This is a genomic window from Fibrobacter sp. UBA7003 (genome assembly GCA_002449765.1).
Classification (GTDB): domain Bacteria; phylum Fibrobacterota; class Fibrobacteria; order Fibrobacterales; family Fibrobacteraceae; genus Fibrobacter.
Window position 1 is genome coordinate 133,278 of the sequence record DJXN01000006.1, and the last position, 17,605, is coordinate 150,882.

The window sequence follows — 17,605 nt, forward strand, 5'->3', positions numbered from 1 at the left end:
GAGACAATTTCGGATAGAGTATTTGACGAAACGACTTCTTTGTTCAATACGTTTTGCGTGATTGACACGGAACTGGATAACCTTAATATTGTAGACAGGGTAAATAACGGCGTCAATTCGATCAAGGATCTTGTCGAGGATTCGCTCGCTACCGCCAAAGGAACTCTTCAGGACCTTCTTGGTGAGGCTTCAACCTATATAAAGGGCGAAGTAGATAATTTCAATGATAATATTGCTGCACAGGCAGAAAGCACACAAAGTGCTATAACGCAAATAAGCCTCAAAGATTTTGCCACGAAGTACTTAAAGGATTTCGTTAATGCTCACCCTGAATATAAAGATTTCACGTTTAACTATACAGACTCAAAACTTGTCGTGGAATATGACCTTGAGACAGTTAAAGAAATTGGGAGCCTCGAGATTATCGCCGGAGGTGAGATCTTCAATTTGACTGGCGATGGAACAAACCTTGCCGTCAATGCAAGTATAAGTGCCGAAATAGAGCTGGATGCGGATGTATCTGGTACAATGCTGGACAATGTTAGCGATATTGGCTCACCGACCGTTGCCGCAAAAAGCCTTGATGTTTCGATTGCCAACCTCGGCCTGAATGCAGAATTCCTCGGGTTTGGGATAACTGAAGTAGATAACGATTCCACGCCGGATCTAAAAATCAGCTATAATGCGGAGCAGGAAACCCCGTCGGCTTCCGTTGATGTTGATTTGGAGTTTAGCCTGTCTCCTGCAAATGCAGATAGTCTCCCCTTTATGTTCAAAGAAGGGGAAATGCTTAAAATATCCAAGGTTGGGACGGATTTCGAACTGAAAATTCCGGATATCGTAAAAAATGAAAGCTTTACTCTTGCGGATTTTGCCGGATCGCTGAAAAATATAGAACTTGATAAGCTCCCCTTCCTGAAATCCCATGCAAGCGAATTGAAAAATGCCTTGGATAAGATAACGGAACTTGATAATTATTGGGCGAAAGTTTCCATGGCCTTCGGTGGTGCCGTTGAAAAAGTCGAAGGGGAAACGGATGCCTTCCAGCTAAAAATCAACCAGCTGGCCTCGTGGCTTGGAAAGTTTGTCGGTGACAAAGCCGACGAAATGAAGGAAAATGTAAAGCAAATAAGCCTAGCGACGCTCAATGGAGGAAATGTTGGCTCTTTGGTGAATGTGTTCGATGGCGTCACCGACTTTACAAGTGCGACCGATACCCTTGGGTTGAAGACAGGAGACAATACCTTGAGGCTTTTCCTGACTGCAAATTCGGGAACCCTTGAAAAGCTCAATCTGAACTTGATTGAACTCGAAGATTTGCTCATGGAAGCGACAATTGAGCTCGATGTGACCATAAATGTCAGTTCCGAAGGCAAGGTGAGTTTCGGGTCTGTTGCTGTCGGTGACTTTACAGCCTCAATTACTAAAAAAGAATCGGTGACCAAGGAGTTGGATTTAGGGCTTTTTACGGCGTCCATTGAAAATCTCAAAGCCAAGTACCAAATCAAAGTTGACTCCGCTAATGGTTCAAAGGTGACAAGCACGCTTGAATTATCCTGTGGACAACTATCTCTCAAGTCTGGCTCGATCGATATTTTTGGACCGGTAGCAGACCAGAATATTTCGTACAACTTTAGCGAAGACTTCTGGATTTTCCCAGAAGCAATCAAAAAATATACCAGCCTTACGGGTGATACCTTGGTGAACCAGGTCGCTATTTACCTGGATACCGTGCAGACGGCGCTCCGTGGCTTGATCGAGAAGAATGTGAAACTGGACTTCTTGGGCGGTTCGACAGATACGATTGTCAATATTGTAGATAAAGTCGAAAAAGTCGTGTTCGGTGAAAAGGGTCTTGACAGTCTAGGCAAAATAGATGATTCTTTGGTGAAGGTTGGTTTGCTGAAGTATGTGGACGGAGCCTATACAAAGAACTTTGCCGATTTTGCGGATTTTCAGAAGGTATTCAATTACTCTTGGGCTCATTTTGTTCTGGGGAAGGACCTTAATCAAATAGAGACTGTCCTAAAATCGACCGATATGGAAATCCAAAAATCTCTAGACTTTCTTGATATAGAGTTCATGGATAAAAATGGTAAAGAGCTTGTCCAGAAAATTGAATCCGATGTCGAGGAGGAAGTTGCGGCTGAAGTTGCTGATGCTACTGAAGTTGCACTCCTCGATCATTGTAAACTGACATTTAATTTGGGCTTCAACTTTGCCAAGGTCTTTGACCTGAACTTTGAGAATACATTGAAAAGTGGCGGCCTGGTGGGCGTGTCTACGGACGGCTTTGTGACGGCAAGCGGGAATGCCGGTATGAGATTTACCCTGAATATCCGCTTTAGCTCTGAAACCATTGATAAAGATACTAAATTGCCGGGAAATGTAGAAAGTGCAAGTTGTTCCTATGCAATTTACACTCCGTCTCAGGAATATACTTTGGATAATGATTTGGCATTCGATGTCATCGACAAGGATGACAAATCGGAACTTGCTACCATCAAAGGCCAGGAGAAATACGGGATTTCTGGCACGTCGACATGGACTGTGATTCCTGAAGGGACATCTGGCAAAAATGTCAAAATTTTCGCGACATCTTCAAAAGACCGCCTGCTTATCACTAGTGATTTTAAATTTGAATTGAAAAGTGGCAAAGATGTAAACGCCTTCTCGGAACTTCGCCTTACCAGTTCGAACCTGCAGACGACCTTCCTTGCAGAAAATGTTTCGGAAGATGGAAAAATAAAAATCTACGTCAGCAAGCAAGATCCTAGTGCTTCGCCGAAATCTGCAGGGAATCCTGTCGAGATTGAAATAGACTTGGCCGAGATTATGGGCGGGGATTTTTATAAGGAAATCCTGTGGGAGAGAGATTTGAAGGGCCGGCTCAATGAGTTCTTCTCGCTGCAAAAGTCGGACAGCATTCTGCTCTCGGAGATTAAGGGATCTGTTGTTGGTAGCGGTCGTTCTATCATGAACACTTTGGGCCTCTATGTAGTGGATTTTACATATAATAGTGATACTAAAAAATACTCGATCCGGTTTGGTTGCGACCCGAAACGTTTGCAAGATTATGTGCAGGGCGACAATGGCGACCCCAGCGGACTTTATTATGAACTTTGCGATGCCGCGGGTTCTAATGTCACCTATATGCGCATTTCCGGTGAAATCAAGCCGAAAGCCACCTTGGGCGAGGCTGGTATTTTAATTGGAAAGGATACCTTTTTCCCAACCGAAATGGTGTATACCTTATACGAAACAGCAACGGAAAGAGATAATGTCCTCAGTGATTTTAGAAAAAATCATCCTATCTTGGAATCAGTATTGACGTATACTTCATTTGATGTGGAGGATGCCAATGATGCTAGCAAAACAAAATATGGCGTTTCGGTTTCTGGAACAGATGTGACTATCAGTAATAGCGTTGCCCAGTTGGTCATTTCCAAAACGGAGGGCGCTTCAACGACTTCGGACACGTATATTGTTAATACCGAGAACTGTCATAACCTTTCAAGCCTTGCAAATGCAATCAGGGATGCCTATGTATCTGGAATCAAGGATGTTCAGGTCATCGACAGCAAACTTGTGTTTACAACCGATGTGGATATGACCGTAACCCTGGAGGGGACTCCATTAGACGCCGAGAAGGGTGATTTTAAGATAAAGGGTCATGATCCCATCGATTTCCAGGACCTCAAGAAGGGCACTGAAGAGCTAACCCTTGATGACTCTACGACTATATACGATGTCGTAGCGGCTGTTAATCAGGAATTGGATGAAAGTGGCGTTTCTCTGTATTATAACGATACTGAAGGCAAGGCCATGGACCACCTGGAGTTTCGTAGTGCCAATCCATTCTCATTGGAAAATATCGGTGCCAGCACGGTACTCCAAGGACTGGGGTTCTCGGCAGGCGAAGCCCGTGCAGATGGTAAAGGCGAGTATAGGATTGTGGGCGCCACGCTTACGGGACCTGACTGGTCGAAGCTTTTCTCGTTGGAATCTGTAGAAGATGCTAAAATCAAGTTGAGCGCAGATGCGACGTTCCAAATCGGCGCGGATATCAGTTTCTTCAAGGATCCTGTAGCGTCTGGAGATAACTATAAGATTACCCTTTCTGAAGAATCTGCCCAGTATCCGATTGATGAAGGCGGCCTCTTGATGGTGGGCTCCGACTATTATCGTGTACTGGGTGTGGAGTCGGAAGAAGTTTCCGGAAAAACGTACAAAGTTATTATCGTATCAAAAGGTGCCGTAAATGCTGAAGGGTCGGACTTTGTGGCCACGAAGGATAGCGTTGCCACCTATGTGGCTAGCGCAAATGCGAGCGTCGGCTTCTTGGGTGTAGATGCCGCTGTTGACGGCAGTATTAGGGTCTCTGCAGAAATGAATCTCAAGAAGGATTCTGCGGCCACTGAGACTTCTTCGGATAAGGATGCTATTACAGGCAATATTCTCGGGTTTGACTATGAAATGACATTCGATGTGACATCCGCCGATACAGAAGAGGAAACCGATGCGGATGTACCTAAGTTTGAGCTAATGGCATGGAGCTCAATTGGCGACAAAACATATAAAGTAGCAAACGGCGATGTATCGTTGCGAAAACCTGTAGATGGTGTTCCTAATTCCTCTTCTACCACTGTAGGTCCCTATGCTGTTACGTCTAGTTTTGATCTAGATGACGGCTTTTCAGAAATGGTGGGGGACCTGAAGAATATTTCCATTGAGCAGATATTTACCGTTTTGGAAAATGTCGTTGACCGAATCGCTGAAACTACTAAGAAAACGAATGATGTGAAGATACCCGTCATCAACAAGTCGGTGGGCGGCCTCGTGAATGTGGCCAATGACCTTCGCGATATCGTGAGCAAATTGCGTCAGGAGAAGGTGACAAACTTCCAGCAGCTGGTGAAACTGCTCAAGGCGCAGCTTGAAGATTTCGGGCTTACTGCTTATGAGGGTGCAAGCGGCGCTGTGAAGGATTTGATAGGGCTTGATGTTGTCCCTGTTGAGAAAGATGGGATTACCAAGTATCAGCTTGCCATTGACTTCAACATCGATAAGGGTTTCAAGGATTCTTACGAGTTCAACTTCGGTAATGGAACTGTTGGAGTAAATGGCAGTGCTGCCCTTGAAGTACAAGGAAACTTTTGGTTTACCTTGGGGGCAAAAATTAACCTGAATTCTACGAGCATAGATCTTTCGCTTGAAAACGCTATCCAGTTCGGCGCCAATGTCGAAATTCTGGGCGATAAGCTCAGCTTCAACCTCGGGGTGGATGGCCTAAGCGATTCTGCCGCGGGCGCGTTCCTCAAGAACCTCATCACTGTGGGGGCGAAAGATAGTACGGCGTATGTGTACGGCAAAGCCGAACTGTTTGGATCGTATGGTTATGGGGGATTATCCATTAGTAGTTGGGAAAATGAAGATAGCGATGACACAATCCCTTTGAATTTCGCCCTCCCGGCGGTAGTATTAGGCAAACTCCCGGTGAGCGTATGCGGCGTGGACATGGGCGAGATAAAGCTCGGCGAATGGGACGGCTCTGTAAATTGCCCCGATTCTGCAAATGAAGCGAAAAATGACCTGACTTCCATATTCGATGTTTTTAAAAATGCCTGGTTGGCAACAGCCAATGGTTCGGGTGATGCTGCTAGCCTGACGACAGCGAGAAACGATGTGAATGCGAAGGCCATCATCATTGAAAAGGGGACTTTAGCTGAATCCTCCAGCAAGTCAAACTTTGATTTCGACCTTTATACCGGTCCCAAAGATGAAACTCCCGATTCCGGCACCTTAGTTGCCGATATTTCTGGTGTGTACGACAAGATTATCGAGTACTCCAACTTTGGTACCATGGACTGGTTCGAAAAAATCAAGCTTGTCGTGGGCGCCCTCAACAACATGCTCGATTCGCTCGAGGGGAACCTTAACGGCAACCTTGCCAGCACCATGAAATCGATGCCGGTTATTGGCGATGCCCTTTCGAACGGAGTTGACTTCTTGAGTGTGCTCAAGAAGAAGGTTCTGGAACCGCTTTCGAACTACCTGTATGAATCGACTGGCCTTACCGCCGAACTTCTCGCTCAAAAACTGGATTCTCTGTTCTCTGGCTATTTTGATGAGGAAACTTTCGCATTGTTGCCCCCGGTGGATAATAATGACCTTTGGAAACGTTCAAAGCAAGGCACCTGGTACCGTTCTGGGGATGGTTTTGCCGAGTGGTACTTGAACCTTGGGCAGGTTTATTCGCTGGGCCGTAATATCGATTTGAACCTTGGGCTACCAGGCCTAGGCCTCGAGACCAATGGCGGTGTAAGCATTTCGCTTGATTGGAACCTGCAGTTCGGTTTCGGTGTCTCACAAGAGAATGGGTTCTACTTTATTTTTGATGATGGCAACGAACTCGATGTGATTGCGCAGGCAAGCCTTAATGGCAAGATCATCGGCAAACTGGCTGGCCTTGGGCTTGAACTGGACGCCTCTGACGCTGATGCTGCGAAAATTAAACTTTCGCTCGGTGTGGACCTAGGTGGAAAAAATGGGGGTACTGATGTAGGCAACGGGCTTTTGCTCGATGAAACTGAGAAAGCTGCCTATGATGCCAAGTCTAATGAATCCGAGAAAAAAGAGTACTTGGAAACCCTTAGGGCTGATGCTGCCCGTGAATTGAAGAATCTCAGTACCGTCAATGTTGCCCAAGCCATATCAATGCCTGTGTTCAGCTACGATGCGAGCGTGAACCTCAATCTCGGCCTTATGGTGGGTATTGCTAGTGACCTCAAGATTTCGGATGAAAGTACGCCCAAGTTCCCGAACATTACAGGAATGTTTGTGTTCAGTTGGGCATATGGTAGTGCATCAGAATTTACTGATAATGCTATCCAACGACTTGGATTCCAGAATTTGGAATTTGATATGGGCTCGTTTATTGGCGGCGTATTGGGCCCCATTGTTTCTAAAATCCAGAAGGTGGTGGAACCTTTGGAACCACTTATCGAGTTCCTCACCACGCCGTTCCCAGTTCTTGACGATTTGGGTATAGAAATTACACCACTTGACCTCGCGAAGAAATTCGGTAATGCGGAATCGTTCGATGACAGCATGGTCTATGCCATCAAGGATCTCATTGCAATGAGCAAGAAGCTTTCTGTAGCGAAAGGAAAGAGCCTGAAGTTGCAGTTGGGCAATTTTAATTTAATTGATAGAGATTCTGGTCTTGATACAAGTAATAAAATCTCAGAAGATTTCCTAAAAGGAAGTACATCTAATAGAACGGTTTTTGATGATTTAGGCAGCTATGCAGATAAAGCTAATGATGCATCCGTCACAAATCAAGCCAATTCTATGATGGCTGCAAATGGCTTCAATAAGTCGGAAAAAGATGGCAAAAGCGATTGGACGTTCATTTGGGATGAACCGTCAAAAATCTTCCAGTTGCTGCTGGGTAATGACGTGCCTCTTGTTGAATACGATATGCCGGCTTTGAGGTTTGACTTCAACTGGGATACCTTTGTCCGTATCTGGGGACCGTTGGGTGTGCGCCTGGGTGTTTCGTTCAATGCGTCTATCGACCTTGCCTTTGGCTACGATACTCTGGGTATTCGCCAATGGGTGGGTGGCGGCTACAAGGATTTCGGCTCACTTCTGAACGGCTTCTACGTGAACGACCTCGACAAGAATGGTAATGACATCAATGAACTTTCGTTCTATGGCGGTGTAAAGGCTTCTGCAGAACTCAATGCAGGTGTAAGTGCTGGTGTTGGCGGTGGCGTCGGTATCGATGTCGGGTTTAACCTGTACGACCCCAACAAGGATGGCAAAATTCGCTTGAACGAAATCGCGACCTTGTTCAAGGAAGAGGGCTTGTTCGGGTTCTTTGATGTGAATGGTAAGATTACGGCGAAGCTGTATGCGTATGTTGACCTGTGGCTCACCAAGAAGGAATGGAACATTACGGACGACATAACGCTATTCAGTTTTGAGTACACGCATAAAACATCCCCTGTCATGGCGTCTGAAGCCAATGGCGACGTGGTAGCGAACATTGGCCCGAATTCTACGAGCCGCGTGGCGACTGATGATATAAATCCGTCTCTTGATGATGGTGATGAAACGCTGAATCTTTATCTTGATGACTCATCTGTATATAAAGAAAGTGATAAAGAAAAAAAGTACGGCTCAATTAAAGAAAATGACGGAAAATTATTGGTTGACGCTGGTGCCGGAAACGATAGAATTACTTTATTTGGAAATTTCAATCGCAATATCGAAATCAATGGCGGTGACGGAGACGATTTCATAGACCTTTCCGGGTTGACAATCAATGGAGACCATTCCGTTATTATTTGGGGTGGTGCGGGTAACGATACCATCATCGGTGCCGCAGGCCTCAACATCATCTTCGGCGATATGGGTGTGGCCCGTATCGAGGAAAAGGAAGAGGAAAAAGGTAACAAGAGTTACAAGTATGTTGCCGAAGCGAATGTGGACGCAAACGTTGCTGGCCAGGATACCATTTATGGCGGTTCCAACCGCGACATCATATTCGGTGGTGCCGGTATAGACCAAATCAACGGCGGTACAGGCAATGACCTCATCTTTGGCGATGGCGGGCGAGCCTTGTTTGATGGTGCGGATAATTGGGCCAGCGTGGATGGAAACGATAAGACGACATATGATTATACGAAAATATTTGGGGATGTTAAGACTAACAGCGCGGCAATCGATCGTACGGACATCAGCCTTGATGGTGCCAATGATGTTCTGATTGGCGGCGCCGGTGACGACGCGATTTATGGTGGCGGCGGTCATGACTACATCGATGGTGCTGCCGGTGAAGATACCCTTGATGGTGGTAAGGGTAACGATCGCATTCTTGGCGGCTCTGGCAGTGATAACATAAGCGGCGGCGAAGGCATGGACATGATTTTCGGCGATCGCTTTGCGGACAGCGGTGCTGAATTTTTATTTAATTTTGTGGCGCCCTTCACAGCAGAATCCTTTAGCGAAGACTTCAAGGCCGCATACGATGTGACTGACCAAAAAATCAATGCAAAGTCCTTCGACATTAATTTGGATGAAGACAAAGGTCGGGGAATAAACAAAAATAAGTATAAAGAAAATCTAACCACAATATTGGGCTTTGATGCCGTGAAAAAGGTATACGTAGCGGATACCACTACGACTCGCGCTACCGACTACATTTCTGGCAACGATGGCGACGACCTTATCTTCGGTGACGGTGGTGCACATGATGGCGAAACAGATTACATTGAAGGCGGAATCGGTAACGACCTTATCGATGGCGACGGCGGCAATGACACCATTAATGGTGGTATCGACAACGATGTGATTTACGGCGGCGCTGGCGATGATATCATTGATGGCGGAGCTGGGAACGATAGTCTCTACGGTGATGAAGGCTTTACTGCGTATGGCGAAAAGGAAGGGTTTGAAACGCTGGCGGATGGTTCCGTTACTCCGACAGATCCTGCCGGCATCAAGGAATACATCGATAACAAGCTGGCGTTTGGTGATAACCTCGGGATTGGCAAAAAGCTTTATACCAATGCTAAGAGTACGACTACGGAATCTGGCAACGACAAGATTGTTACCGGTCCGGGCATGGACTTCGTGGATGGCCAGGACGGTAGCGACAAGATTATCGTGAACCTCATGGGCGAAAGCGTGACAAGCTACGCAAACGTTACTGATTCCGGTGTGAATGGTTCTGATTCTCTGACGGTCGAGGGGACCGAGGTCGACGACGATTTGCTTATGCGCATGAACAAAACGCATAAACTTGGTTTCGTTGCTCTGCTGCCCGATACTTTGAATCAACTGGAGGGCGAGCAGAAGACCGCCGATGATCTTTCGAAGAATACGAACATTGAACGCGTCAATTTTACAAATGCGATGGATGTCGTGAACCTGAACGGCAACGGCGGAAAGGACACGATTAGGATTGACGGTACGGCGAAGGTCACGAATGTGGATGGTGGTGCAGGTTCGGATACTATCCAAGTGGGCCAACTCTACAACTCGGAACGCAACGACCAATCTTCTGCGGTTGTTACCGTGAATGATGCCTTTGATACAGTGAAGACCTCCGAAGAGAAGTACCTGAGCGATGGCGTTACCGATAATACAACGCTCAATGTGGATGGAGGCCTTGATGAAGATTTCCTGCTTACGCTGGGCAACAAGGGCCGTCTAAATATGGCCGGTGGCAAGGGAGACGACGCTTTTGTCATTGCAAGCTATAGCGTGGAAGACCCGGATAATATGGTTGAAGGCCCTGACGGAGTTAAAACCCCGAAGCTTGTCGCCATCAAGAAGGGGCCCGTTTCCATTGACGGTGGCGACGGTAATGATTCGCTGCTGATTGGCGGCACGAATGGCGATGATAGTATTGTCGTTTCCAAGGAAGGCGTGTTGAGCAACGTGGTGGGTGTTAAGGCGGCCGGTGTCGAAAAGACAACGTTCGACGCGGGCGCCGGGGATGACATCTTTGACGTGGTGAGCTCCAATGCGAATGACGCGACCATCATCAATGGCGGCAAGGGCAACGATACTGTTGTCGCGGGCGGCCTCCAGGAATCCATGACCCTGTATAGCGCGGAAACCGATGGACAGTCATGCTTTGTGAAGTACGAAGTCTTCAAACCCGCTGAAGAGGGCAAGGATGAGAAGGTCCTTGAATCCCATTCCGACAAGTTTGTTGTTATCGACACGTCCTTGAATACACCTGCGGTATTCATTTCGGGCGACGCCCAAACAATTACCGACCCGCAAATTTCTATTTCGGAAGGTTCCGCGAAAACATTCTACCTTCGTGCATCGAATATCGCTGAAGGAGAGACTGTCAAGGTGCAACTTATGGCGCCGATGGTTTCCTCAAATGACTTTATGCGTGGCGATCGCGGACTTTTGATTGCAGCTTGTGTTGGCTCGAAATTGTACAATGGTACGGTCAAGTTTGATTCTACGGGTGCCGTCATCGAAGGCTCTGACTCCAATTGCGTTTCTGGCTACGGAGAAACCATCGACCTCTACCTTGATGCCTCTCACACTAGTGTGGAAATTAGCGTATTCGCCTTGAATGATCTGTTTGTGGAAAGCGAGGCGAGCAAGTCCATCTCCATCTCCAGCGCGCAAGTTAATGCAGCTGGTGAGGTTGTCAAGGAACTCTCGAAGTCGATGACCGTTGCCCCTGTCAAGGTGGTTTCGGATTCTGGTGTGCGCGACACGATTAATTTGCTGACCTATGCCGAAGAGTTTTCGGGCTCTGCAAGTGTTTCGCTCCCGAAGGGCCTTGGGAGTAAGGTCGCGGCTGTTTATGCTGCAGGTGTAAATAATGCTTTGACCTTAGGTGCCGACTATTCGGTTGATATCGATACGCTTAACATAAAGACCACCACGTATATCGGTAAAAAGATTATGGTCTTGTTCCGCGGTTCGAATATGCGAATTGATGGGGCAAAAGCGACGCTTGTTTACGATGACTTGAGTCAGCTTGATGTCCAGTTCACAGATGAAGCTGGTTCCCAAAAAACTGTCCTGGCTGAAGGTGCGGTGAGACCCGCTGGCGTGACTGCGCTTGAGGGCGTATACTATAGGCTTGAAGGGAACACCATAGTGTTCTTCAACAGCGGTAACAAGCGCCTTATGACGTTGCACGGCACCCTTAGTGTGAGCCTCAAGACCAGTGCGCCGGCTGCATCCGCTGGCGTCGCAGCATCGGGTACGACTTCAACGCCTACGGGCACAATCCCGAGTGAAGCAGTCGCTAGCGAAACCCAGCAAGTGTCTGTCCCAGCTATTTCTATAGCCGAACACTCTTCTATGTTGGTGGAAACAGAAGGCGAAAATGAGCCGAATTCTGTGACGTATGCGGTAACCTGCAATAAGGATATCGCCGAAGGCGAAACCCTGACTGTCAGGATATCTGCGATAGACGCTGTCCGCGATATGGGTGAAGATCCTACCCAGCAGCTCACGATCGGTGCGGTTATCCCTGAAGAAGTCCTTGCCGCCCTTGTTGCCGAAAACAGCGATTTCAAGAGCGATGATTTCATTGCCAAAGACAGCGCTAACAGCAAATATGTCATATTGACATTTACGTCTAAGATTAAATCGTTCAACATTACTGTTACTGCTAAGGCCGACGATGTTTCTGAAACCTATGGCGTGACAACGGTTATGGAAGGGGATAACCTCATTGGCGACATTGATGGTGCTGTATATGCCTATGGCGAAGGTAGCAGCATGGATATTTCGACGGATTCTCCGTCGCTCCTCAGGTACAACCATAGGATAGAACCCGACGATGAATCGGAACAGGTGGGTGTCGCGTCTGAACAGGCGGAACTTAAATATATTGTCGCGAGCAAGTACAACGAGAAGAACGAGTATCCTTCTGATGCCTTGAAGGCGATTGGGAACCTTGATGCCAAAACATTGACCGTTGCTCTCACCGCTATTGATCCCGAGGCCGATGCAGAAGGCTACAAATTCGAAGAAGGTAAGTATAAAGGAAAGACGGTGCGTTTTGTCGCCAATGACAGCGAGAATGGCATCAAAGTTGGCGAAAATGAAAACGCGAAGGAATCGGAATGGTTCCGGATAAACGAATGCAAGCTCTCCGAAGGCAATATTGTGCTTACCTTGAACAAGGCTGTCGTTGGTTTCGATGCTGCCAATTCGATGGTGTTGTTCTCTACGCCCAAGGATTACCTCTTTGTGGATGAAAAGACCTGCGTTGATCGTATTTTCGTGAATAACCAGGCTGCTTCGAGGGATGCAAATAGTACATTTGAAGCCTTTGCCACCAAGCTCGCTGAAATGAATTTCGACCCCACCAAGACTTATACCGGCGAAGAGGTTGCCCAAATCGCGGCGGAACTTGGCTTGGTTGGCATGGATGCCGAAAATGTCCTGAGTTTCTTTAAGAATGTAAGCGAAACGGAAGGCTCCATGAACAAGGACCCGAACGCGTTGCGCTTCACGCATACTGAAATTGGTAAACGTGGTATTTCTGTTTCGGATTTCGAGTTCGGCGAATACAACCTTGGCACGGGTTCCGATACAGTCGATATTTCCAAGACGCTGCACCGCGAAGACGGCTTCCAGACATTCACGGTCGTGAATACGGGTGATATCAATTCCGCAAAGAGTAATACGGTTGGCGAGGTAATCGGGACTGCTACTTTCAGCGCCTCTAGTGTTTCTGCCGCAGGACTTTTCCATTATGACATAGCTGTCGATACGGGAGTAACGTTCGAAAAGACCGCGGAAGATACCAGAATCTATTACGTGGATGCCGAAATCGTCAAGACAGAGAATGGTGAAACAGAAGTCGTGGGCACTCAGCGCCGCGAGATTGTCGGTGTGTTTGACAGCATCTCGGGTTTTGATGTCAAGGATGACTTTATCCTTCGCGACGGTGAAAGTATTGCTGGGTTCACGTTCATTCAGGCAAAGTTCGATGACATCATCAATGTCAACAGCTACAAGGAAGATGTGGCCTCTACCGTCATCGCGGAGAGCGTTGTGGTTGATTTGGATGAAGAAGAAACCGACGAATCGCCTGCTACTGAAGCTGAAGAGTCCGATACCGAAGAAACCGTCGTAATGGATGGTTTCGCGTATAACTACACGATTAAGGACGAATACGCCGCGACAATCGAAGCAAGCGTTACTGCCGCTACCGAAGCGGGTAAGTCAATCTATGTAGATGCAAAACTCAGCGATGGTACTACCCAGCGTAGGCTAGTCGTGGCTGGGTCGCTCACATCCTCGAGTTTCCGCACGGATCGCGCATTCACGCTCCCATCAGATGATTCCATCTACATTAAGAGTTTCTCGTTCGGTTATGGTTACGTGGGTGACGGCCAGCTCGTCGTGAACGCCGAAAGCGGCAACGACCAAATTTTTGGTGTCAATCCCAATGTTACGCGTAATGACATGGTGCTTTTCGGTGGCAAGGGTGCTGACTATATCAATGTGAGTCAGGGTGGTATTGCCTTCGGTGACATGGGTGTGGTTGAGTACGCTAGCCTTACGAAGGCTGATGAATTTACAACCAGGCTCGGTTACGAGCTTATTGATGATGAACCCGAAACCATTCACACGACTATTGCGAAGGATGCCAGTGGCAAGCTTGACAAGCAGACCGATGGCATACGTCGTAACGCTACGAATGTCCGGTCGGTCGCCGATGATATTGGCGATATTGACATGATTACTCTCGGCGGTACGGACAGTAACGTGATTGGTGGTGCAAAGGGCGATGTGCTCTCGGTTTCGGGAAATATGAACGTGGTGCTTGGCGATAGTGGCTCTGTGCAGTACGACGCTGGCAACCTTGAAAATGCCGTGTACGGTGATTCCGTGGGTAAGGGCTTGCATATCGTTGAGACGACCTCCGATGACATCGGTGGTGTGGACAACATCTCCATCAGTGGCGGCAAGAATATTGCGATGGGCGGCTTCGCTGGCGATGATATCCGCATTACGGGCGCAGATAACATTGCTGCAGGTGATGGCGGTAAGCTCGAAGTATTCGAAAAGCGTCAGGTTCTCGAAACGACGAGCGATGAACTCGGTGGCGAGGATTTCATTACCACGGGTGACGGTGCGAACGTCGTGCTTGGCGGAACAACGCACGATGTCATTCACACGGGGGCCGGAAACGATACCATCGTGGGCGATGGCGGCAAGGTCGTCATGGATCTCAACCGCAACGCTCTCCTTGTGACGAACGAAGGGCACGACATTCCTGTGCTTGAAGGCGAGGGCGAAAATGCCGCTCTCAAGAGTAGTGCGGGCAAGGACCGGATAGACGCCGGTGACGGTGACAACGTGGTAATGGGCGGTCTCGATAACGATACGATTGACACCGGGACCGGTAAGGATGTCGTCTTTGGCGACAACGCCTATGCGACATTCCGCGGCAATGCTTCCGAGGCGCAGAACCAGTTGGACGAATTCCAAAACATCCCTACCATTTACGATGAATCGACCCTCAGTTTCAACTTCCAGGGGCCTGCCCAGACGGGTGTTGCCGCAAACGAGCAGGCCGGTGCCGTTGCTGACTACACCTTCAGCCAAATGGATGAAACCACGGGCGAGTTCGTGGATGTTACCGAGCATGCGGACTATCGCGTTGGCAACTGGAACAATATCAAGAACCCCTCCGGCATCGAGGCGGGCACCTATGGTAACGAGGATGACGAAATTGTGCTGTTCGACAACGGCTCTCGTGCTAGTGCCGTGAGCGTAACGTACGGCGCAACCGAGGCCCACCGCATTGACACGACCACGGGGCAACAGATACGTTTGCACGGCTACGACCAGAGCAATATGGTTCACGGTTCCGACCCGGGCGACGTAAACCTGATGAAGAGCGGACTGGATACGAGCCGCAACAACGACCAGACCAAGCTGCTTGTACAGGTTGACGGCCTCTCGCAATACTTTACGGATTATGACGTGGTTGTTTACCTTGATATGGTCCGTGAAAATTCCTGGTCACCCGACAGTGTCCGCATGGTTACTCTCTACCGCGACTATGTGGACAAAAATGGAGTGTCCCACAGCGATGTAGCCGGGTGCTACTTTGTGAATGACCCTGAGTCGAATACGTTCAACGGCAACTGGATTGTCGCCACGGCTACGACTGCCGAACAGGCCAGGAACGCAAGGGATATCGCGGGTAACCCGGTATATGCCAACTGCGTTATATTCAAGGGCATCAGTGGAGACCGGTTCCATGTCGAGATTACCGATGGCGACCCCAGCAACGGTCAGAACGGCAAGGACCGTGCTGGCATTGCGGGCATACAGGTGCGCGGTCGCCACCACAAGCAGGACGTGGCTGCATCGACAGATATTGCCTATGGCGGAAACGATACCGTCAGGACATCCGGTGGCGACGATATCGTCGTGGGCGGGACAGGCAATGACCAAATCAACACTTACGGTGACGAACATTACGGTATCAATGACAATGACGTGGTTTTTGGCGACAATGCCAAGATGCTGTTCACCGACCGCGATGACGCCGCCACTACGGCATCCACGATAACGACCGCGGAATCCGTCATTTCGACTGACATGTCTGCCACCTATGACGACACCATTTTGACTGGCGACGGTGATGATACGGTGGTGGGCGGCCTCGGTGTCGACAAGATTGATGCTTCTGCGACTCCCACCGCTGATGGGACCCTTGATGGGGTTGATGTCGTGTCGCTCAACTTCGTGGATATCTCCACGCCGGAAAGCCTGCTTATGCGACAGGGCGAGTCTGCCGGTGTCGTTGTCGATTCGAACTGGCACAATGTTTACCAGGCCGGCTCGCAGCAGAGGGAATTCGGACAGGACCCGACGGACGTGCATTTCCGTTACCATATCAACGGCAATAACGACGCCCCGACAGAAAAGGTTAACGCGTCCATGGATGCTGACACCGGCAACAATAAAATGTTCAAGACCTATGTCTGCGGTCAGGCCCATGACACGCTTACGCTTGAACTCTCCAACATACCCGCAAGCGAGAGCGATCCACGCGATGTCTATGTTTACATAAGCGGAATCGACAACGAGCGCGACGGTTACGACTATATTTTCAAGATTACGGGTAGCAACGGCCAGACCTACTTCCTTAACGACTGGATGGGCGACTGTTTCGATGGGGAATACAAGCAGGTCACCTGTACCAGCTATCAGAAGGGGGCTCTTGCATCTGGCATAACACCGAATGTTACGATGATTGGCAACTATGTTGTGTTCCGCAATGTGAAGGCTAGTTCGCTTACGGTAAGCATTAGTCGTTATGATTCCACCATGGGAGATGCGAAGTGGAACAATATTCCCGTATTTAGCGGTGTGCAGATTGTGAAGAGCTCTCTGCCGACCGAGGCTATCGAAGTTGGTGGCGACCACGACAAGGACCTTGTTTTTGGTGACGAGGCCAGATTGCACTTTGATTTGGACATCCCGTTCGCGGGTGACGAGAACATCGTCGACTACAGGAACAGGGTGATTACATCGGAATCGGTTGCAATGACTGATGACAATGTAGCGAAGGGTGCTGGCGATACGATTGTGACTGGCAAGGACCGCGATGTCGTCATAGGTGGTGAAGGAATTGACGAAGTCTATTCCGGTGCTGGTGACGACGTGGTTATTGGTGACAGGGCATCGCTTAAGGTGGAGCACAACAATCCTGTCGGCGTGTTCAGCCAGAATGTCGAGATTGTCCTTGAGGACAACGACTATACCAAGGCACAGAGGCGGCGTTTCGTCGATGGCGACACCGGTATGAGCGTAAACGAGATGCAAGACCAGGTACGGCAGGGGCGTATCGAGGGCATAGCCCTTGAGACTGCTGGCGACACGGGCGACCACGTGTATGACGAATCGTCCAAGAACCTCGTGTTCAACGGAAATCTGACTGCAACTGGATTCGAAGTCCCGGACATCGAATTTGCCGGTTCTGAAACGGCACCGGACGATGGCAATAACCAGACGGAGCCCGACGACAACAATACTCAGCCCCTGGATGGCGAAACCGGGAATGGCGAAACCGGCA

General features: G+C 48.7%; 1 protein-coding gene. It reads left to right on the forward strand.

Translation table 11 applies throughout. The features are described from left to right. Nucleotides 1–786: 786 nt before the first annotated feature. On the forward strand, nt 787–17,605 hold a 16,819-nt coding region (locus tag B2952_RS04815), incomplete at its 3' end, for a calcium-binding protein (protein WP_290735811.1).